Below are 19,667 nucleotides of genomic sequence, written 5' to 3' on the forward strand. Positions count from 1 at the left end.
GCTCAGGCTATGGCAAGAAGGCCGAGGCAGATCGCCACGATCACCGCCACCGTGACAATGCGCGGCGACATCACGGAATGCGCGGACTGAAGGCCCGACTGCAGGCCGAAGAAGCGGCCGCGCGAATGCGCGCACTGGTCCATGTGCGACGCCAGGTCGGCGGCGTCGGTGGAAACAAAATCGGTATGAATGGCCGACGGCCTGTCGGCCATGATCTCCAGGGTGGTCATGATTTTGCGCTCCGGGCTAGGCTTGGGGGGTTGGGCAATGCGAAGGCCACATTGCTCCGTGTCTGACACCATGCTAAGCAGAGGCACTGCGGGGTGCCATCGGAAGACGCTGGAGTTTGTCTAGGACAGGGCCTACAGTATGCGCTTCTTGAATACCCCTACGGCCTGCTACCCCGGGTCTTGCTCCGGCAGTGCGCTCTCTTCTGAATTCTGCTGGCCGGGGGTAGCCCGGCGGCTACTCACTTTTCTTTTGCTTCGCCAAAAGAAAAGTAAGCAAAAGAAAAGGCGACCCTGGTTGCTGCGTCCCTTCGCTTCGCTACGGGCAACCTGCGGTGCTCGGTCCAGACGGGGTCAAAAACAACTCGCCTTCGGCTCAAACAAGTTTTTGCCCTGATCCGTCTGACCCTGCGCTCCTCGGCGCATCCACAAGGGGTGGGGAAGGAATACCAATACCGAATACCTGAAGAAACAAGGACTCGCCGTGGCGAGTCCTTGTTTGTCTTGGTTTGTTCTTTGTATTTTTGTCCCCGCTCCCGATTGCCCCGTCCTGGCTGGGCCGAGGAGCGCAGACGTAGGCGGATCAGGGATCGCGCTTGTCTGAGCGAAGCGAGTTTGCGCGAGACCCCGCCGTAGTCGAGCACCGCAGGTTGCCCGAAGCGAAGCGTAGGGACCCAGACTGCGGGTCGCCTTTTCTTTGGTGACTTTCTTTTGGCGAAGCAAAAGAAAGTTACTTGCCGCCGGGCAACCCCCGGCCAGCAGAACTAAGAAGAGAGAACTGGAGTAGAAGAGAGAACTGGAGCGCAAAGGCCCGAGCAAGACCGGCCCTTAACCCGTATTCCGCAACCCGGCCGCGATGCCGTTGATCGAAATATGAATCCCCGTCTGCACCCGCTGGTCAGCCTGACCAGCCCGATAACGCCGCACCAACTCAACCTGCAAGTGATGCAGCGGGTCGATGTACGGAAAGCGATGGCGTATGGAACGCTGCAGTGCGGCGTTGCCGGCCAGGCGCTGCTTTTCGCCGGTGATCAGGCCCAGCGCTTCGGCCGTGAGGTGCCACTCGGCCTCGATGGCGCCGAAGATCTTTTTGCGCAGGCGCGCGTCGCCCACCAGCTCGGAATAACGCGAGGCCAGCGCCAGGTCGCTCTTGGCCAGCACCATGTCCATGTTGCTGAGCAGGGTGCGGAAGAAGGGCCACTGCTTGTACATTTTTTGCAGCAATGCCAGTGCTTCCTTGCGCGCGGCGGGTGTTCCGCCTTCGTTCAGCATCTGCGCGATGGCCGAGCCGAAGCCGTACCAGCCGGGCAGGGTGAGGCGGCATTGGCCCCAGCTGAAACCCCAGGGGATGGCGCGCAGGTCTTCGATTTTTTGCGAGGCCTTGCGCGAGGCCGGGCGCGAGCCGATGTTGAGTTCGGCGATTTCGCGTATCGGTGTGGCGCTGAAAAAATATTCGGTGAAACCGGGGGTGTCGTAGACCAGGGCGCGGTAGGCCGCCATGCTGGCTTCCGACAAACCGGCCGCGGCCTGCAAAAAGGCCTTGGTCGCGGGTTTGGTCGGCTGCAGCAGGGTGGCTTCCAGTGTGGCGGCCACCAGGGTTTCGAGGTTGCGCCGGCCGATTTCGGGATTGGCGTATTTGGAGCCTATGACTTCGCCCTGTTCGGTCAGGCGTATCTGCCCGCGCACCGTGCCCGGTGGTTGCGCCAGGATGGCCTGGTAGCTGGGGCCGCCGCCGCGGCCTACCGTGCCGCCGCGGCCGTGGAACATGCGCAGCTGGATGTTGTGCGAGTTGGCCAGCACGTCGAAGAGCTCGACCAGCGCGATCTCGGCGCGGTAGAGCTCCCAGTTGCTGGTGAAGATGCCGCCGTCCTTGTTGCTGTCGGAGTAGCCGAGCATGATGTCCTGCTCGGCGCCGCTGCGCTTGACCAGCTGGGCGATGCCGGGCAGCGCGTAGAACTCGCGCATGATGGGTGCGGCATTGCGCAGGTCTTCGATGGTCTCAAACAGCGGCACCACGATCAGGTCGTTGGTGGCGTTGCCGTCCAGGGTTCCGTGCATCAGGCCGACTTCTTTTTGCAGCAGCAACACCTCGAGCAGGTCGCTCACGGTTTCGGTGTGGCTGATGATGTAGTGGCGTATCGCCTCCTTGCCGAAGCGCGCGCGCGCCGTGCGGGCGGCCTCGAAAATCGCCAGTTCGCTTTGCGCATGGGCCGAGTAGTCGCTGCCGACCACGCGCAGCGGCCGCGCGTCGTTGAGCAGGCCCACCAGCAGCACGCGCTTGGCAGCTTCGTCGAGCTTGGCGTAGTGCGCTTCGATGCGCGCGACGGCCAGCAGCTCGGCCACCACTTCCTCGTGCTTGTCGGAGCTCTGGCGCAAATCGACGGTGGCCAGGTGGAAGCCGAAGACTTCGACCGCGCGTATCAGCGGGTGCAGGCGCTGGGCGACGATGGCTTCGCCGTGGTGGGCCCGGAGCGAGGTTTCGATGGTGCGCAAATCGGCCAGGAAGTCCTCGGACTTCAGGTAGGCGTTTTGCGGCGCGACGGCGTGGCGCGCGGCCTCGCCGCCGGTCAGGTCTTTCAGGGTGGCGGCCAGGCGGGCGTAGACGCCGGTCAGGGCGCGGCGATAGGGCTCGTCCTTGCGGTGCTCGCTGGTGTCGGGCGAGCTTTCGGCCAGGGCGCGCATCTCGGGGCTGAAGTCGACCAGCATGGCCGACTGCGAGAGTTCGCCGCCCAGGAAGTGGACCTCGGTCAGGTAGTGGCGCAGCGCTACCTCGGCCTGCCGGCCCAGCGCGTAGTTGAGGGTGTCGGCGCTGACGTTGGGGTTGCCGTCGCGGTCGCCGCCTATCCATTGGCCCATGCGCAGAAAGCTGTGCACCGGCTGGTTGCCGAGTTCGCGCTCGAGGTTGGCGTAGAGCTTGGGAATCTCGCGCAGGAAGGTGGCTTCGTAATAGCTCAGCGCGTTTTCGATTTCGTCGGCCACGGTGAGTTTGCTGAAACGCAGCAAACGCGTTTGCCACAGCTGCATCACGCGGGCGCGCAGCTGCGCCTCGTTGGCGGCCAGTTCGCGCGGCGTGAGGGCGTCCTTGGCGGCGTTGTGGGCCAGCGCCAGGGCCTTGATGTCGTCGCGCGCGGTCAGCAGCTGGGCGATGTCGCGCTCGGCGTCGAGGATGCTCTTGCGCTGCACTTCGGTGGGATGGGCGGTGAGCACCGGCGAGACAAAGCTGTGCGCCAGCGTGTTGGAGATCGTGCGGGTCGAGATGCCGGCCCAGCGCAGCCGGGCCAGCGCGACCTCGATGCTGCCTTCCTGGGTGTCGCCCGCGCGCTCGTGCACGGCGCGGCGGCGGATGTGGTGGCGGTCTTCGGCCAGGTTGGCCAGGTGGCTGAAATAGGTGAAGGCGCGGATCACGCTGACGGTCTGGTCGCCCGACAGGCCCTTGAGCAGCTTTTTGAGCGCCTTGTCGGCTTCGGGGTCGGCGTCGCGCCGGAAAGTGACCGACAGCTTGCGCACCTGCTCTATCAGCTCATAGGCGGCCACGCCTTCCTGTTCGCGGATCACGTCGCCGAGGATGCGGCCCAGCAGGCGAATGTCCTCGACCAGTGGCCGTTCGTTGTCCCGGGAACGGGTGGAGGCCTTGGGAACGGCGGCTGCGGCGCCGTCCCTGGCGCCCTCAACGGCGTGTTGTTGTAGCTTTTTGGCGCGCGCGGAAGTGACCATCTCTACCCTCTAGTTCTTGATCCTCGCATGCTAGCATTCACTTCCCCCCAAGTATTACAAGCAGGTTACGAGTGTCCGCAGTGTCTGAACCCAACCCCCCTGGTATCAAGAAGGTGGTCATCGCCACGCGCGAGAGCCGCCTGGCCCTGTGGCAGGCCGAGCATGTCAAGGCGCTGCTGCAGGCGCGCCTGGGCTGGCAGGTCGAACTGCTGGGCATGACCACCCAGGGCGACCAGATCCTGGACCGCTCGCTGAGCAAGGTCGGCGGCAAGGGCCTGTTCGTCAAGGAACTCGAGGTGGCGCTCAGCGAGGGACGGGCAGACATCGCCGTGCATTCGCTGAAAGACGTGCCCATGGACTTGCCCGAGGGCTTCGCCCTGGCCTGCGTGCTGGAGCGCGAGGACCCGCGCGATGCTTTTGTGTCTAATCAATTCGCTGCACTGGCCGATTTGCCGCAAGGCGCGGTGGTTGGCACCTCCAGCCTGCGCCGGCTGGTGCTGCTCAAGGCCTTGCGGCCCGACCTGGTGATACAGCCGCTGCGCGGCAACCTCGACACGCGTTTGCGCAAGCTCGACGAGGGCCAGTACCACGCCATCGTGCTGGCGGCCGCGGGCCTGAAGCGCCTGGGCCTGGAATCTCGAATACGCGCCACCTTCGAACCCGCCCAGATGCTGCCTGCCGCGGGCCAGGGCGCATTGGGCATTGAAGTGCGCGCCGACCGCGCCGACCTGCTGGCCGCGCTGGCCGCGCTGGCGCACACGCCGACCTGGCTGGCCGTGACGGCCGAACGCACGGTGTCCCGCGCCATGGGCGGCAGCTGCTCCATGCCGCTGGCGGCCTTCACGCAGGGCACGGCGGCGGGCGATGCGATGCAGCTCAATGCCGCCTGGGGCGACCCGGCCACGGCCGAGGCGCCCACCACCCCTGGCGCCGGCCCGCTGGCGCCGCTGGTGCAGGTGAACCGGACCGCCCAGGTACGCAATTTTGCCGAGGCCGAGGCCCTGGGTGAAGCCGTGGCGGCGCAACTGCGCGCCGGCGGCGCCGTGTGGGCCGGCAAAGGCCCGGACGCCTGATGCCGCGGATGCCGGTGCCTGCGGCCGGTGCGGCCCCCGTCATCGTGACGCGGCCGGCGGCCGATGCGCAGCACTGGGTGGAGCAGCTGCGGCAGGAGGGCTTCGCGGCCGAAGCCCTGCCGCTCATCGCTATCGCCCCCGCGTCCGACGGCGCCGCGCTGGCGCAGGCGCGGCAGGCGCTGGGCGGCTATGCGGCCTGCATGTTCGTCAGCGGCAATGCGGTCGAGTATTTTTTCAAATCTCCCCTGGCAGGCGCTGAAGGCCTGCCGCCCGCCCTGCGCCTGATGGCGCCCGGGCCGGGCACCGTGGCAGCCCTGCTGGCGGCGGGTGTGCCTGCCGCGCAGGTCGACGCGCCGGCCGACTCCGCCGGGCAGTTTGACTCTGAGGCCCTGTGGGCCGTGGTCGGCCAGCGCGACTGGCGCGGCCGGCGTGTGCTGGTGGTGCGCGGCGAAAGCTCCGATGCCGCGGGCGCTGCGGTGTCGTCGGGGCGCGACTGGATCGCCCGCCAGTGGGAAGCGGCCGGTGCGCAGGTGGACTTTGTCAGTGTGTACCAGCGCAGGGCCCCCCAATTCAGTGAGCGGCAACTGGCGCGCGCGCGCGCCGCCAGCGCGGACGGTTCGGTCTGGCTGTTCAGCAGTTCGGAAGCGCTGGCCAACCTCACGCGCCTGCCGGCGCTGGCCGGCGTCGATTGGCGCAAGGCCCGCGCGGTGGCCACGCACCCGCGGATCGAGGAAGCCGTGCGCGCCGCCGGTTGGGGTGTTGTTGTGGCGTCACGTCCCGCCCTGAAGGACATCAGGGACACATTGGCCTCGATAGAATCCTTTTATCCATGAGCGATCCCCAAACAGCCCAGCCCATTCCCCCCACGCCCGACAACCAGCCTGTGCTGGAGCGCGCGCTGGTCGTGGCCGAACCGCCGATTGTGGCGCCCGACGTCTGGCTGGTGCCCCGCAAGTGGGCGCTGCTCGTGGCCGTTCTCGCGGCCGGTGGCCTGCTGGCCAGCGGCCTGCTGTGGCAAAAGCTCGGCAACATCCAGGAAGAGCTGGCGCGCCGCAGCCTGGATTCCGGCGCGCAGTCCATCGAAGCGCGCACCCTGGCGCGCCAGGCCCAGGAAGCCACGCGCGAACTTTCGGCGCGGCTGGCCATCCAGGAAACCCGCATCAGCGAGGTCAGCCTGCAGCGCACCCAGCTCGAAGAACTGATGCAAAGCCTGTCGCGCTCGCGCGATGAAAACCTGGTGGTGGACGTCGAGTCCGCGCTGCGCCTGGCGCAGCAGCAGGCCCAGCTTACGGGGAGCGCCGAACCACTGCTGGCCGCGCTCAAGTCGGCCGACCAGCGCCTGGCGCGCGCCGCCCAGCCGCGCCTGAACCCTTTGCAGCGCGCCATCGCGCGCGACATGGACCGCATCAAGGCCGCGACGCTGACCGACGTGCCGGTGCTGATGCTCAAGCTCGACGAACTGGCCCGCATGGCCGATGAACTGCCGGTGGCCAATGCCATGGTGGCCAACAGCCCCTTGCGCTCGGCGCCGGCCCTCAGCGCGCCGGCACACGCCCCCGCCGCGCGCCCCGGCGCCAGCGCTGCGGCGGCCGACAAGCCTCCGATGGGAATATTCGACAAACTTTCGCTCAGCGCCTGGTCGCAGCGCACGCTGGACAACCTGCGCGAAGAGGGGCGCAAGCTGCTGCGCGTGAGCCGCATCGAGCAGCCCGAGGCGGCGCTGCTGTCGCCCGAGCAATCCTTCTTCCTGCGTGAAAACCTCAAGCTGCGCCTGCTCAACGCGCGCCTGGCGCTGCTGTCGCGCCAGACCGATTCGGTGCGCGCCGACCTTGCCAGCGCCAACGCCTGGCTGGGCAAGTATTTCGACCCCAACTCTCGCAAGACCCAGGCCGCGGCCCAGCTGCTGGCCCAGGTGCAGGGCCAGCTCAAGACCAGTGAGCTGCCGCGCCTTGACGAAACCATGGCCGCGCTGGCCACGGCGGCCGCGGGCCGCTGATTTCCCCAAAGGCAGGACACACGCATGCGCGCCGCTCTCTGGCTACTGGCCCTTTTTGGCGTGGCGGTTGCCGTGGCGCTGTTCGCGGGCAACAACCAGGCGGTGGTGACCATCTTCTGGCCGCCGCACCGGGTCGACATTTCCTTCAACCTGATGGTGTTGCTGCTGGCCGGCCTGTTCTTCGTGCTGTACCTGGCGCTGCGCGCGCTGTCGGCGGTGTTTTCGCTGCCGGCCGAAGCGCGGCGCTGGCGCGCCCAGCAAAAAGAGCGCGCGATGTACGGCGCCCTCATGGATTCATTGGCCCACCTGCTGGCCGGGCGCTATATACGCTCCACCAAATCGGCGCAAAACGCGCTGGCGCAGGAAAAAAGCCTGGCCCTGCTGGCCGACCAGTCCGGCCACGTGACCGGCCACAGCGCCAGCCGCGGCGGCCAGCTGCGCGCGCTGGCCCACCTGCTGGTGGCCGAGGCCGCGCAGTCGCTGCAGAACAAGGGCCTGCGCGACCAGCACCTGCACCAGGCGCTGCAAAGCTCGGCCCCGCGCCATGCGCAGGAGGTGCGCGAGGGCGTGCAGTTCCGCGCCGCGCGCTGGGCGCTGGACGACCGGGACGCCGGCGCTGCGCTCGACTGGCTGGCCCAGCTGCCGCAGGGCGCATCGCGCCGCACGCTGGCGCTGCGCATGAAGCTGCGCGCCTCGCGCCATGCGCGGCAGACCTCGCAGGCGCTGGAAACCGCGCGCCTCTTGGCCAAGCACCGCGCGTTTTCGCAGGCGGCGGCGCAAAGCATCATCCGCGGCCTGGCGCTGGAACTTCTCAACGACGCGCACGACCCGTCGCAGCTGCAACAGGCCTGGTTTTCACTCGACGAGGGCGAGCGCGCCATGCCCGAACTGGTGGTGCATGCCGCATCGCGCCTGATGGCGCTGCACGGCGAGCCGGAACTGGCGCGCGCCTGGCTGCTGCAGGTCTGGGACAGCATGATGCAGCCGCGCTCGGACATCGGCGACAACCTGCGCATCAAGCTGATCAGCGTGCTCGAAACCGGCCTGGATTCGCTGGACGCGGCCTGGCTGGCGCGCATAGAGGCGGCGCAACTGAGCCGCCCGCGCGACGCCAACCTGCAGTACCTGGCGGGCATGGCCTGCCTGAACCGCCAGCTCTGGGGCAAGGCCCGCCAACTGCTGTCGCAGGCGGCCCCGGCCCTGCAGGACGTCACGCTGCACCGCAATGCCTGGCGCGCGCTGGCCTTGCTGGCCGAGCAGCGCGAGGACGAAGCCGCCGCAGCGCAGGCCTACAAGCGCGCCGCGCAGATCTGAAAAACAGTTTCCGCGGCGCGCGCTTGCGGCAGGTTTAAGGCTTGACCACCTGGGCCGCCTTGGCCCGTTTCGTGTAGTCCTGGTAAGCCGGCAGGGCGATGGCGGCGATGATGCCGACGACTGCGATGCCGGGAATAATCAGCGCGCCAATCTTGACCATCGTGGTGTTCGGCGGCGGAGGCCCGCCGAAGCGGTTGCCGCCCTTGGTTCCAGGGTTCAAAAGCCAGACCAGCCCGACCAGGGGGATGAAGGCCAGGATCGCCGTCCATCCGGTCCATCCCATGTCGTGGCTGCGCTGTATGGTCAGCAGCACAATGAAGATGAGGTAGGGAATGACCGCCAGCACGCCGATCACGCCGGCCGCCTTGCCGAAACCGATGGCGCCGGCGATAAAGCCCAGCACGGCGGCTGCCACTGCCATGAGCAGGTAGCCGCCCACGTTGTAAGACAGGTAGCGCAGCCGGCCGACCCGCCCTTTGGCCGAAAACAGCTTGACGGGCTGCACGCCCGCTTCATCGTCATAAACGTCGGCCACCACGGCCTTGGGCGCTGCATACGGATTCACTGCTTCAGTCATCTCATCCCTCCTGTTGTTGAGAACCGAAGGATAACCGTTGCCGGGGCCTGTGTGGAGCCCCCTTGGAGCGTGTTCTTAAAGCAGCCCGGCGCGCTTGACCGCGTGGTAGCGGTTGACCAGCGAGACGGCCAGTTGCGCCGGCTCCACGTCCATCGAAAGCGGGTCCTGGCCGACCACACGCGCGAAGGCGTCGCGCCGCGACTGCGCGAACAGGTGGGCGGCCGCCACGTCCACCGCATCCGCGGGGGTGGACAGGGCCTGGCCGGCGATGCGGCCCAGCACGCGCTCGCGCAGGCTGGCCACCAGCACCAGGTGCTGGCGGCGCAGCAGCTTGATGGCGGGGCGCAGCTCGGCCGAATCTTCGTCGCGAAAGTTGGTGAGCACTATCACCAGCGCGCGACGGCGCTGCACGCGCAGGAGGTCCTGCGCGGCCAGCAGGTAGTCCGAATGCATGGCGCCGGGCTGGATGTCGTGCAGCCGGTTCATCAGGGCATTGAGCGTGGCTGCGCCCTTGCGCGGCGCGAAGTCGCGGCGCTGCCCGGGCACGCCGCCGAAGGTCATGGCGCCGACCTCGTCGCCTTCCTTGAGGGCAACGTAGCTCAGCAGCATCAGCGCGTTGAGGGCCTCGTCGAAATGGCTGCTGCCCTGGCCGTCCTGGTCGGGCCCGCCTTCATCGGCGCGCATGCGGCGGCCGCAGTCGAGCAGGAAGAACACGCACTGGTCGCGATCGTCCTGGAACTCGCGCACGATGGGCCGCTGGTGGCGCAGCGTGGCTTTCCAGTCGATGTGGCGCAGCGAATCGCCGGTCTTGTAGTCGGCGAGCTGGCGAAAATCCGTGCCCAGCCCGCGCTGCACGTAGGTCTTGATGCCGATCTGGGCCAGCCGCCGGTCGCCGGATAGCCAGGCGTAGCGCGCCAGCGCGGCGAAGTTGGGGTACACGCGCAGCTTGCCGGGCTGGCCCAGCGGCTGCTGCACTTCAAAGCAGCCGCCGCGGCTGCGCCAGCGCAACTGGGTGATGCCGAAAAGGGCCACGCCGCGCTCGCGCGCGGTCACCGTGTAGCGCAGTTCCGCGCGCGAAGCCGGCGGCACGCTCAGGGATTGCGGCAGGCCTTCAAAGGCAAAGCGCGGGTCGACCTCGTCAAACACGGTGACGGCCCAGGCCCGCGGGCTTTCGTTGACCAACACCAGCGTGAGCACGGTCGGCACGCCCAGCGAAAAAGCGCCGGGCAAGGTGCGTTCGATGCGCAGGGGCGCCTGCCGCCACAGGCGCAGGCTGCGCCAGAGGTCGAACAGCGCCCAGGCCAGCGCCGGCAGCAGCACGGCGCCGGCCAGCAGGGCCACCGTCTCCACCGGCAGGCCGGCGAGCAGGGCCAGGGAAGCGGCCAGGGCCATGCCGGCCAGTGCCTGGACCGTGCCTGCCGTGGGAATCACCAGCCAGCGCATGCGGTGCGGCCTTTAGAGGCGGGGCGCCTGCACGCTGCCCTGGGCGCTGCGCAGCAGGTCGTCCACGCTGAGGCCTTCGAGCTGCGCGTCGGGGGAAATCATCACGCGGTGGCGCAGCGCCGGCAGGGTCTGGCGCGCCACGTCGTCGGGGGTGATGAAGTCGCGCCCGTCCATCAGCGCGCCGGCGCGCGCGGCGCGCACCAGCGCCATGGTGCCGCGCGGGCCGGCGCCGGACGAGAGGCCGGGCCAGTCGCGCGTGGCGCGGGCGATGCGCACCGCGTAGTCGATCACCTGTTCATGCGCCTGCACCAGGCTGGCCAGGCGCTGCAGTTCCAGCACCTGGGTGTCGTCCAGGCAGGGCCTGACGGCGTCCAGCGGCAGCTGGTTCCCGGCGCGCTGGCCGGTGGTGAGCTGCACCACGGCTTTTTCTTCGGCATGGCTGGGGAAGGCGATGTTGATCTTGAGCAGGAAGCGGTCCAGCTGCGCCTCGGGCAGGGGGTAGGTGCCTTCGGTGTCTATCGGGTTCTGCGTGGCCATCACCATGAAGGGGCGCGGCAGCGGCATGGCCCGGCCTTCCAGCGTGACCTGGTATTCCTGCATCACCTCGAGCAGCGCGCTCTGGGTCTTGGCCGGCGCGCGGTTGATTTCATCGGCCAGCAGCAAGTGGGTGAAGACCGGCCCCTGGTGCACGCGCAGCGTGCCTATGCCGGACTCGCCGCGGGTCGACGGGTCCAGCACCGAGTGGCCGGTGATGTCCGAGGGCATCAGGTCGGGCGTGAACTGCACGCGCGCATAACGCAGGCTCATGGCCTGCGCCAGCGCGCGCGCCAGCAGCGTCTTGCCGAGCCCGGGCACGCCCTCGATCAGCACGTGGCCGGACGCGACCAGCGCCACCAGGGTCTGGTCGACGGCTTCCTTCTGGCCGACCACGGCCTTGCCGACTTCGTGGCGCAGGGTCTGCAGCCATTCGGCCGCGCGTATCAGTTCTTCGTTGGGAATTGATGACATGGTGGTTTCTCGGGTTCAGGGTGAAGAGGCGGATGAAGGAGCCGGTGACGCGGCGGGTTCGCGCGCATCGAGCCGCCGGCGGGCGGTTTCTATCAGTTCGAGGTCGGCGGCCAGCGCGCCGCGGTTGCGCGCCTTGTCGGCCTGCGCGCGTTCGAGCACGCGCGTATCCAGGCCAGTGGCGCGCGCGATCTCCTGGGTGCGGCGTGCCGGGTCCAGCTGCGAAAAGCGCGGCAACTGCCGTGCGGCCGAGGCGTGCAGCGCGCGAAGCTGGGCCGTGTGCAGGGCTTTGGGCCCGTGCATGTGCAGGAAGCGCGCGGTGCCGCGCACCTGCTCGGCCATGGAGCGCCGGTGGGCGGGGGCGGACGGTGCCAGCGGCCCGAAGCGCACGCCGGCGCGCCACAGGGCCAGCGCCAGGGCCAGCAGGCCCAGCAGCAGCGCCGCCCAGGCCTGGTGCCAGAGCCAGGGCGCGAAGGGCTCCCGGGCCTCTTCGGCGACAAACCAGAACTCGGCGCCGGCGCGCGCCTGCAGCGCCGCGGCCGCCAGCAGGGCGTTGTCGGCGCGCAGCAGGTTGCTGTTGTTCAGCAGGCCCCAGCCGCCGAGCACGGTGACCGTGCCCTGGCCGACCTGCACGCGCACGGCCTCGGTGCCGGCCGTGCCCTGCAGCGCCCATAGCGGCGCGGCCTGCCGGTTCACCGGCAGGTACTGGGAGCTGAAGTACGCGCCGCAGGCGCGAAACACCCGGCTGTCGCCGTAACTGGGCGTGACGTCGGCGGGTTCCTCCAGCGCGCGGCAATCCATGTCCTTGGCGGGCTTGCCTAGGAGGCGCGGCGGGATCGCGGGCGGCTCGAACTTGAGGGGGCGTTGCTCCGTAACGGGCAGCCAGCCCTTCAGCGATTCGTGGCCGGCCAGGAAGCCGGGGATGACCAGGTGCCCGCCCTGCGCCACCCAGGCGCGCAGGCGTTGCTTGCGCTCGGGGAACAGGTCCCAGTTGCGCGAGACCAGCACCAGACGCGCCTGCGGTGGCGGCATGGCGTCCAGGCTTTTGTGGCGCACGACTTTCGCCCCCAGGGCGCCCAGCAGTTTTTCGGTCGCGTACAGCGGGTTGGTGAGGGCCTCGCCCTTGGCCGGCGTGGGGACGTCGACGTCGACCCATTCGGTGGCCGACACCAGCCAGGCGCCGCCGGCCAGCAGCAGCACCGCGAGCAGGATGAGGAAGAGCCGGTCCCTCATGGCGACGCCTTTGCCGGCCCGGCCGGCGCGCCCAGCCGCGCGTCAAATTCGTCGCACAGTGCCAGCACGCCGGCCGTGGGCGGCAGGCGCCCGCCGTAGGCCGCCAGCTGCCACGCGGCCACCAGCCGCGAAAAGAATTCCAGCGACATGGGCGCCAGCCGGCCCTGGCTGAGCGCCACGCATTCGCCTTCGGTGCTGGCATGGCGGATGGGCACCTCGTGCAGGTGCACCAGGCGCGACAGCGCGCCGCGGTACAGCAGCGACAGCGCGGGCCGGCGCTGGCCGCGCTGCCAGAGCGAGGCGACGGCGGAGCCCACGTCGTCGGGCAGGCTTTCGGGGCGTATGTCCAGGCTGCCGATGTGGCTGGGCAGCGGCGCCATGCGGTGGCGGCCGCCGCCGGCCCGCACCTTCACCCAGCGCCGTATGCCCACCACCAGCCAGGCCACGGCCAGCGCGCCCAGCGCCCACACCAGCAGGCGCGCGCCTTCGGACACCCGGGTCACAAAATCCTTGAGCCAGCCGAAGCTGTCGCGCTCCTTCTTTTTGTCCTCGGGCTTTTTTTCCTGGTCCTTGAAGCTCAGGGATTTTTCGCTCTTGCTGCCGGGCAGGTTGGGGTCGGCGCGAACCCGCTCGGCGGCCGACTGCACCTGCTGGCGCGAGGGCGCTTCGCCCGGCGCGGCGGCGGCCGGGTTGGCCCACAAGGGCATGCCCATCGCACAGGCAGCCAGCAGGATGCAGGCCGCGGCAGCGTGGCGCGCCGTCATGGGCTGCTCCTGGCCGGCACGGGCTTGAAGGCGCGGCGGAATTCCTGCTCGATGTCCCAGGCTTCGAGTTCGACGCGGCGGTTCAGGTACATCGCGAAGCCGGCCGCCACGAAGAAGGGCTCGACCAGGCCGACGGCGAAGGCGTAGACCAGGGCCAGGCAGAGGCTTTGCAGCGTGGATTCGGAAGCGATCAGCCAACGCCAGAGTTCCGAGAGGGTGCCGTCGGGCGCGAACCAGAACAGGATGGACAGGATGGCGAATTCCAGCGCGATCTCGACATTGGAAAAAATCAGCTGCATGCCGGCGCCCGCGCCGCGCCGCCCGCGCAGCAGCTGGTCGCGCCGCTTGCGCCGGGCGCCGCCGCGCTGGCCTTCGAGCTGGTCGACGGCCTGCGTGTAGGAGCGCCAGGGCGACAGCCGCCGCCACAGCAGGGTGCGCAGCAGCTGCCCGCCCCACACCTGGGCGCGATGCTCCCAGAGGTCTTTCCAGCGCGTGGACTGGCCGAACACCGCGCGCGACAGGATGAACAGCAGGCTGCGGTCAAACCAGGGCTTGAGGCAGAAAATCAGCAGGCCGGGCAGCCAGTAGGCGAACTCGATGGTGCACAGCACCAGCGCGATGACCACCACATACAGGGGCAGGAAGGTGCGCCAGATGGAGCCGGCATGGCGGCGCACCAGCGCGACGCCCAGGTCGGCGGCCTCGGCCATGGGCCGCGGCCGCAGCGCGACGGCCAGCGCATCAACCTGCATGGCGCTGCCCTTCGCCCGTGGGCGCGGCGCCGGCACGCGGCCGGCCCTGCCAGCCCAGGTAGGCGAACACCAGGGCCCAGCAGGCCGCGCCGGCGCCGTATTTCACGGCCGGGGTGACCCAGCGCGCCGAGGACCAGAAGGCTTCGACGGCGGCGGCGATCAGCAGCAGGCCGATGACGCCGTAGACCACCACGATGGCGTGGCGTGCCGCCAGCCGCAGCGCCTCCAGCCGCGTGTGCCGGCCGGGCGCGATCAGCGCGTAGCCCAGGCGCAGCCCCGCCGCGCCGGCGAGCACGATGGCGGTCAACTCGAAGGCGCCGTGGGTGATGACGAAAGAGCAGAAATTCTGTCCGTGGCCGGAGGCGATCAGGTAGCCGCCGACGGCGCCTATCTGTACGCCGTTGAACAGCAGCACGGCCGCGCTGCCGATGCCGCCGAAGATGCCGGCCGCGAAGCAGCGAAAACCGATGCCGATGTTGTGCATGACGTAAAAGCCAAACATCTGCCAGTCGCCGCTGGCGTCGCGGTTGCGCCCGAAGGACTTGGCGCTGTCGCTGTACATGCTGTCGAAGTTCTGCACCTGGGCCGCGTCCAGCAGGTGCAGGATGAAGCCCGGGTCGCGGTAGGTGGCAAGGCCCGCGGCCAGCAGCGGCACCACGAACAACAGGGCCGACACCAGCAGGTAGGCGCGGTGCGCGCGCACCGCCTGCGGAAAGTCGACCAGCACCAGCCAGCCCAGGCGCGCCAGGCCGTAGTCGTGGCGCCGGTAGATCAGCCGGTGGGCGCTTTGCGTCAGGGTCTCCAGCCGCTGCGTCAGGTGCACCGGGTAGGCGCGGGCCTGCGCCAGCGCCAGGTGTTCGCAGACGCGGCGGTACAGCGTGGCCAGCCGCGCGCCGTCGAACTTGCGCTCGGTCTCGGCGATGCCGATGACGGTTTCGAGTTCGGTCCAGAGCGGCGCGTAGGCCGCTTCAAATTGCAGGGGTGTCATCGCCGCGCTTCCCCTTCGCGCCGGCCCATCAGCCACTGCGCCACGCCCAGCAGGCGCTGCGTGGCGCTGCTGCCGGGCACGCCTGTGCCCAGCACCGGCTCGGCCAGGGCGGCGAGTTCGCCGAGGCGTTCGGGCGTCAGCCGCGTGGCCCGGCCGGCCCAGGCCAGCACCGAGGCCTGCTCGGCGGCGGACAGCGGCCGCGCGGGCGCTTGCGGCGTCGCCAGCGGTACCTCGCCATGCAGCTTGACGGCATCGGTGAAGACCACCAGCGTGCCGGCGGCCAGGTCGCCCAGGCGTTTGCTGTCGTCGCGCCAGAGCATGGACACCAGGCCGGCGCCGAACAGCGCGGGCATGAAATCGGCGGCGCGCAGCAGGTTGCGGGTCAGCGAGGCTGCGGGCGTCACCGGCAGGCCGGAATCCATCACCACGCGCAGGCCCAGGGCCCGCTTGCCGGGGGTGGCGGCCGAGCGGGTCAGCTCGAACACCACGGGATAAAACCATTCGAGGGCGAAATACGCCAGCAGCAGCACGGCCACGCCGGCCTTGCCCATCACGCCGACCGCGATGGCCACGGCGATGAACAGGCAGCCGCGTATGGCCAGGTCTATCAGGTAGGCCAGCCCGCGCGCGACGATGCCGGCGGGCCGCAGGGACAGGGTGATGCCTTCCGGCGTTTCGGCCGTGTACAGCGTGTCAAGGCGCGTGGTGGCCACAGGCTGGGGTCTCAGGCCTTGACGACGATGGTGTCGGCGATCTCGTCGTGCAGGGTGCGGCGGGATTTGCGAAAGATCATCAGGCAGTCGATCAGCGAATACACCCAGACCACGGCCATGACGAGGCCGGCCACAAAGCCCGCGCCGTAGCGCAAGGCCAGGCGCGTGGGGGAAACGGCTTCGCCCGAGGGCCGGACAATGCGTATCTTGAGCAGGACCTTGCCGATGGTCTGGCCCCGCGTCGCGAGCAGGTAGCCGTTGAGCAGGATGAAGATCAAGGCGCCGATGGCCATGCTCAACGGGTTGAAGGACCATGGGCCGCCTGCTTGCGGGACCCAGGGGTTGTAGGGGGTCACCAGCGACACCAGCCAGAGCACCAGGCTCTGGAAGACCGTGTCGAGGATCACGGCGCCAAGCCGTTCGACGCGGCCGGCCAGCTGCGGGCCCTGGTTCGCGTCGGCCACGTCTTCCACAACGGCCTGCGGCGGCGCGTAGCGCGCATCGTGCGTTGGATTGTCCATCGTCATCCCCCCTTGTCCTGTTTTGTTGGCCTGATTCTAGGGCCAGTTTTCAAGGCATAAAAAAAGCCCGCAGATGCGGGCTTTTCAGGGGGCGGCGGCCGAGGCCGGGGCGTTTACTGGCCCGCCGACTTCTCAAAGGGCAGGGACATCGCGCCCAGGTCGCGCTTGGTTTCAACCAGCACCAGCGGGCCTTCGTCGGCCACGACCAGCGGCGGGCGCTCGCGCGGCACGTGCATGGGCTTGGTTTCGGCGGCGATGGCGGCCTTGACCTCGGCGATCTTGGCTGCGTCGGAATTCACCCACTGCAGGCCGGAAGACTGGGCCACCTGGGCCAGCTCATCGAGGGGCAGTGCATAGGACTGGACCTTGGGCAGGCTGATGCCCACGGCCGGTGCCGCGGCCTGGACCGGCGCGGGCGCCGGGGCTGCCACGACAGGTGCTGGCGCGGGCGCCGGTGCGGCAACGGCCACGGGTGCCGTGTAGGCGGGGGCAGGGGCAGGTGCCGCATAGTCGGCGACTGCCGGGGCGCGCTCTTCAGGGGCTTGCGGCTGCTGGCGCGGCTCGGCAAAACCGGCCGGGGCTGCGTCCACGCCGCCTTCGGCGGGCTGCTGCTCGGTGCGCTCGCCGTTTTCACCGCGTTCGCGGCGATCACGGTCACGGCCGTAGCGGTCGCGGCTGCGGCGCTCGCGTGGCTGGCGCTGTTCGTCGCCCTGGCCGTTGGCCGTGGGGGCGATCACATTGCCGGCTTCGTCGAGCACAGGTGCTGCTGCGGGAGCGTCGGGGTTGAAGCCCACCGCGCCTTCGGCGGGGGCGTTCTGGCCTTCGACGCCTTCAGGGCGGTCTGCACCGCGGCGGTCGCCACGGCGGCCGTTGCGGTCACCGCGTTCACGGCGGCCTTCACCGCGTTCTCCGCGGTCAGCACGCGGTTCACGGTTGCCCTGGCGGTCGCCGTCCTGGGGTGCGCGTTCCTGGCGTGCTTCGCCGGTGTCACCGCCCATGGCAGCTGCCATGGCGGCCAGGTTGGCCAGTGCGAGGTCCTGCTCGACGGCGTCGCGCTGGATGCGTTCACCGCGCTCACCACGTTCTCCGCTGCGTTCACCACCGCGCTCGCCGCGTTCACGGCGGTTGCGGCCGCCTTCGCGGCCTTCACGGTTGGGGGTGTCGCTGCGCGGCTGGTCGGCTGCGCCCTCGGCGCGGGCTTCACCGGCCGGACGCTCCTGGCGGCCTTCGGCATTGCGTTCTCGGCGTTCGCCGCCGCGGCCTTCACCACGTTCACCACGGCCTTCGGGGCGCGCTTCGCTACGGCCTTCAGCGCCGCGGCCCTCGCCACGTCCTTCGCTGCGGCCGCGGCCACCGCGCCGGCCGTCACGGCCGCCGCGCTCGCCACCACGGTCCGAACGCTCGCCGCGCTCGCCGCCGCGGCCTTCAGCGCCACGGCCGTCACGCCGGCCTTCGCCGCGCTCGTCTTTTTTCACTTCCCTGGCGGCAGGTGCCGGGGCCGGCGCTTCGGCGCCACCGAACAGGCCCTTGATCCAGCCGAAGAAACCTTTTTCAGCAGCGGGTGCAGCTGCAGCAGCCACGGGTGCGGGGCGGGCGGCAGCCTTGGGCGCCACGTGCGGCACGACTTCGGGCTTGGGCGGGGCCACGGGGGCGGGCGCATCGGGCAGCACGCCCTTGATGATGGGCTCCTGCTTGTTGTGCTTTTCCTGGCTGCGGCGCGTGACGGTGGTCGGGTCCTCGATTTCGTCGGCCATCTTGTAGCTGGCGGCGATGTTGTCCAGGCGCGGGTCGTCGTGCTTCAGGCGTTCCAGGCGGTAGTTGGGGGTTTCCAGCGTCTTGTTGGGCACCAGCAGCACGTTGATGCGCTGCTTGACCTCGATCTTGGCGATTTCGGAGCGCTTTTCATTGAGCAGGAAGGAGGCCACGTCGACCGGGACCTGGCACAGCACGGAGGCCGTGCTGTCCTTGAGGGATTCTTCCTGGATGATGCGCAGGATCTGCAGCGCCGAGCTTTCGGTGTCGCGGATGTGGCCGGAGCCGCCGCAACGCGGGCAGGGGATCGATGCGCCTTCGGACAGAGCCGGGCGCAGGCGCTGGCGGCTCATTTCCATGAGGCCGAACTTGCTGATGGTGCCGAACTGCACGCGGGCGCGGTCCTGGCGCAGCGCGTCGCGCAGGCGGTTTTCGACGTCGCGGCGGTTGCGCGACTCTTCCATGTCGATAAAGTCGATGACGATCAGGCCGCCGAGGTCGCGCAAGCGCATCTGGCGCGCGACTTCGTCGGCGGCTTCCAGGTTGGTGCGGGTGGCGGTTTCCTCGATGTCGCCGCCTTTGATGGCGCGGGCCGAGTTGACGTCGACCGACACCAGGGCTTCGGTGTGGTCGATCACGATGGCGCCGCCGGAAGGCAGCTGCACGGTGCGGGCATAGGCCGACTCGATCTGGTGCTCGATCTGGAAGCGGCTGAACAGCGGCGCGTCGTCGCGGTAGCGCTTGACGCGGTGCTCATGCTCGGGCATCACGTGGGCCATGAACTGCTTGGCCTGCTCGTAGACGTCGTCGGTGTCGAACAGGATGTCGCCGATGTCGCTGTTGAAGTAATCGCGGATGGCGCGGATCACGAGGCTGGATTCCTGGTAAATCAGGTAAGCGCCCTTGCCGCCCTTGCCGGCGCCGTCGATGGCGGTCCAGAGCTTGAGCAGGTAGTTCAGGTCCCACTGGAGCTCGGGCGCGCTGCGGCCGATGCCGGCGGTGCGGGCGATGATGCTCATGCCGTTGGGGTACTCGAGCTGGTCCATCGCTTCTTTGAGCTCGGCCCGGTCGTCGCCCTCGATGCGCCGGCTCACGCCGCCGCCGCGCGGGTTGTTGGGCATCAGGACCACGTAGCGGCCGGCCAGGGAAACGAAGGTGGTGAGGGCCGCGCCCTTGTTGCCGCGTTCTTCCTTCTCGACCTGGACCAGCAGTTCCTGGCCTTCCTTGATGACGTCGTTGATGCGTGCCTGGCTGACCGGCACGCCCTGGGCGAAGTACTGCTTGGAGATTTCCTTGAACGGCAGGAAGCCGTGGCGGTCTTCGCCGTAGTCGACGAAGCAGGCTTCCAGCGAGGGCTCGACGCGCGTGACGACGGCCTTGTAGATGTTGCCCTTGCGCTGTTCGCGCCCTTCGATTTCAATTTCGTAGTCGAGGAGTTTTTGTCCGTCGACGATCGCCAGGCGGCGTTCTTCAGCCTGAGTGGCGTTTACCAGCATCCGTTTCATGGGTAGCCTTCCTTATCGTTCTTCGTTTTGATGTCATGTCAGAAACATCAATCACATGCCCAAAATGGGCCAACGACGCCGGAGGGACGC

Annotated in this window: 16 protein-coding genes; 4 read left to right on the forward strand and 12 right to left on the reverse strand. The window is 68.9% G+C overall.

Annotation, left to right across the window (positions count from 1 at the left end):
- Nucleotides 1-2 precede the first annotated feature (2 nt).
- Both ACSQ27_RS00730 and ppc read right to left on the reverse strand, forming a co-directional pair.
- Complete coding sequence (locus ACSQ27_RS00730; protein ID WP_436153569.1) at nucleotides 3-230, reverse strand: hypothetical protein; 228 nt, start codon at nucleotides 228-230, stop codon at nucleotides 3-5.
- 825 nt (nucleotides 231-1,055) lie between these two features.
- Nucleotides 1,056-3,941, reverse strand: coding sequence for a phosphoenolpyruvate carboxylase (gene ppc, locus ACSQ27_RS00735; RefSeq protein ID WP_436153570.1), 2,886 nt, complete (start codon nucleotides 3,939-3,941; stop codon nucleotides 1,056-1,058).
- Nucleotides 3,942-3,994: 53 nt separating this feature from the next.
- Between ppc and hemC the strand changes: the two genes are divergently transcribed.
- Genes hemC through ACSQ27_RS00755 form a run of 4 tightly spaced genes read left to right on the forward strand, consistent with a single transcriptional unit; the run spans nucleotide 3,995 to nucleotide 8,324 of the window.
- Complete coding sequence (gene hemC / locus ACSQ27_RS00740) at nucleotides 3,995-5,014, forward strand: hydroxymethylbilane synthase (protein ID WP_436155376.1); 1,020 nt, start codon at nucleotides 3,995-3,997, stop codon at nucleotides 5,012-5,014.
- Entirely contained in the window at nucleotides 5,014-5,847 is an 834-nt protein-coding gene (locus ACSQ27_RS00745) for a uroporphyrinogen-III synthase (RefSeq protein ID WP_436153571.1), read from the forward strand. Before hemC ends, ACSQ27_RS00745 begins: the two co-directional genes overlap by 1 nt.
- Nucleotides 5,844-7,010 (forward strand): uroporphyrinogen-III C-methyltransferase, encoded by a 1,167-nt coding sequence (locus ACSQ27_RS00750; protein WP_436153572.1) that lies wholly within the window; start codon nucleotides 5,844-5,846, stop codon nucleotides 7,008-7,010. The genes ACSQ27_RS00745 and ACSQ27_RS00750 overlap by 4 nt, the downstream gene beginning before the upstream one ends.
- A 24-nt stretch (nucleotides 7,011-7,034) precedes the next feature.
- A complete protein-coding gene (locus ACSQ27_RS00755; RefSeq protein ID WP_436153573.1) occupies nucleotides 7,035-8,324 on the forward strand; it encodes a heme biosynthesis HemY N-terminal domain-containing protein in 1,290 nt (429 codons plus the stop codon).
- A 34-nt stretch (nucleotides 8,325-8,358) separates the two neighbouring features.
- Here ACSQ27_RS00755 and ACSQ27_RS00760 read toward each other — a convergent pair whose 3' ends face one another.
- From ACSQ27_RS00760 to ACSQ27_RS00805, 10 genes are all read right to left on the reverse strand, one after another.
- Nucleotides 8,359-8,901, reverse strand: a complete 543-nt coding sequence (locus ACSQ27_RS00760) for a DUF805 domain-containing protein (protein WP_436153574.1) — start codon at nucleotides 8,899-8,901, stop codon at nucleotides 8,359-8,361.
- A 75-nt stretch (nucleotides 8,902-8,976) separates the two neighbouring features.
- Nucleotides 8,977-10,344 carry a DUF58 domain-containing protein gene (locus tag ACSQ27_RS00765; protein ID WP_436153575.1) on the reverse strand — a complete coding sequence of 456 codons (1,368 nt, stop codon included), beginning with the start codon at nucleotides 10,342-10,344 and terminating at the stop codon, nucleotides 8,977-8,979.
- A 12-nt stretch (nucleotides 10,345-10,356) separates the two neighbouring features.
- Nucleotides 10,357-11,352 carry an AAA family ATPase gene (locus tag ACSQ27_RS00770; protein WP_436153576.1) on the reverse strand — a complete coding sequence of 332 codons (996 nt, stop codon included), beginning with the start codon at nucleotides 11,350-11,352 and terminating at the stop codon, nucleotides 10,357-10,359.
- 15 nt (nucleotides 11,353-11,367) lie between these two features.
- Complete coding sequence (locus tag ACSQ27_RS00775) at nucleotides 11,368-12,582, reverse strand: DUF4350 domain-containing protein (protein ID WP_436153577.1); 1,215 nt, start codon at nucleotides 12,580-12,582, stop codon at nucleotides 11,368-11,370.
- Nucleotides 12,579-13,346 carry a DUF4129 domain-containing protein gene (locus ACSQ27_RS00780; RefSeq protein WP_436153578.1) on the reverse strand — a complete coding sequence of 256 codons (768 nt, stop codon included), beginning with the start codon at nucleotides 13,344-13,346 and terminating at the stop codon, nucleotides 12,579-12,581. The genes ACSQ27_RS00775 and ACSQ27_RS00780 overlap by 4 nt, the downstream gene beginning before the upstream one ends.
- Nucleotides 13,343-14,098: a hypothetical protein gene (locus ACSQ27_RS00785; RefSeq protein ID WP_436153579.1), complete on the reverse strand. Its 756-nt coding sequence runs from the start codon at nucleotides 14,096-14,098 to the stop codon at nucleotides 13,343-13,345. Before ACSQ27_RS00785 ends, ACSQ27_RS00780 begins: the two co-directional genes overlap by 4 nt.
- Nucleotides 14,088-15,086, reverse strand: a complete 999-nt coding sequence (locus ACSQ27_RS00790; RefSeq protein ID WP_436153580.1) for a stage II sporulation protein M — start codon at nucleotides 15,084-15,086, stop codon at nucleotides 14,088-14,090. Before ACSQ27_RS00790 ends, ACSQ27_RS00785 begins: the two co-directional genes overlap by 11 nt.
- Nucleotides 15,083-15,799, reverse strand: coding sequence for an RDD family protein (locus tag ACSQ27_RS00795; RefSeq protein WP_436153581.1), 717 nt, complete (start codon nucleotides 15,797-15,799; stop codon nucleotides 15,083-15,085). Before ACSQ27_RS00795 ends, ACSQ27_RS00790 begins: the two co-directional genes overlap by 4 nt.
- 11 nt (nucleotides 15,800-15,810) lie before the next feature.
- Nucleotides 15,811-16,320, reverse strand: a complete 510-nt coding sequence (locus tag ACSQ27_RS00800) for an RDD family protein (protein ID WP_436153582.1) — start codon at nucleotides 16,318-16,320, stop codon at nucleotides 15,811-15,813.
- Nucleotides 16,321-16,433: 113 nt separating this feature from the next.
- Nucleotides 16,434-19,577 (reverse strand): Rne/Rng family ribonuclease, encoded by a 3,144-nt coding sequence (locus ACSQ27_RS00805; protein WP_436153583.1) that lies wholly within the window; start codon nucleotides 19,575-19,577, stop codon nucleotides 16,434-16,436.
- Nucleotides 19,578-19,667 lie beyond the last annotated feature (90 nt).

This window comes from Polaromonas sp. LjRoot131 (assembly GCF_964252805.1).
Taxonomy (GTDB): Bacteria; Pseudomonadota; Gammaproteobacteria; order Burkholderiales; family Burkholderiaceae_C; genus Polaromonas.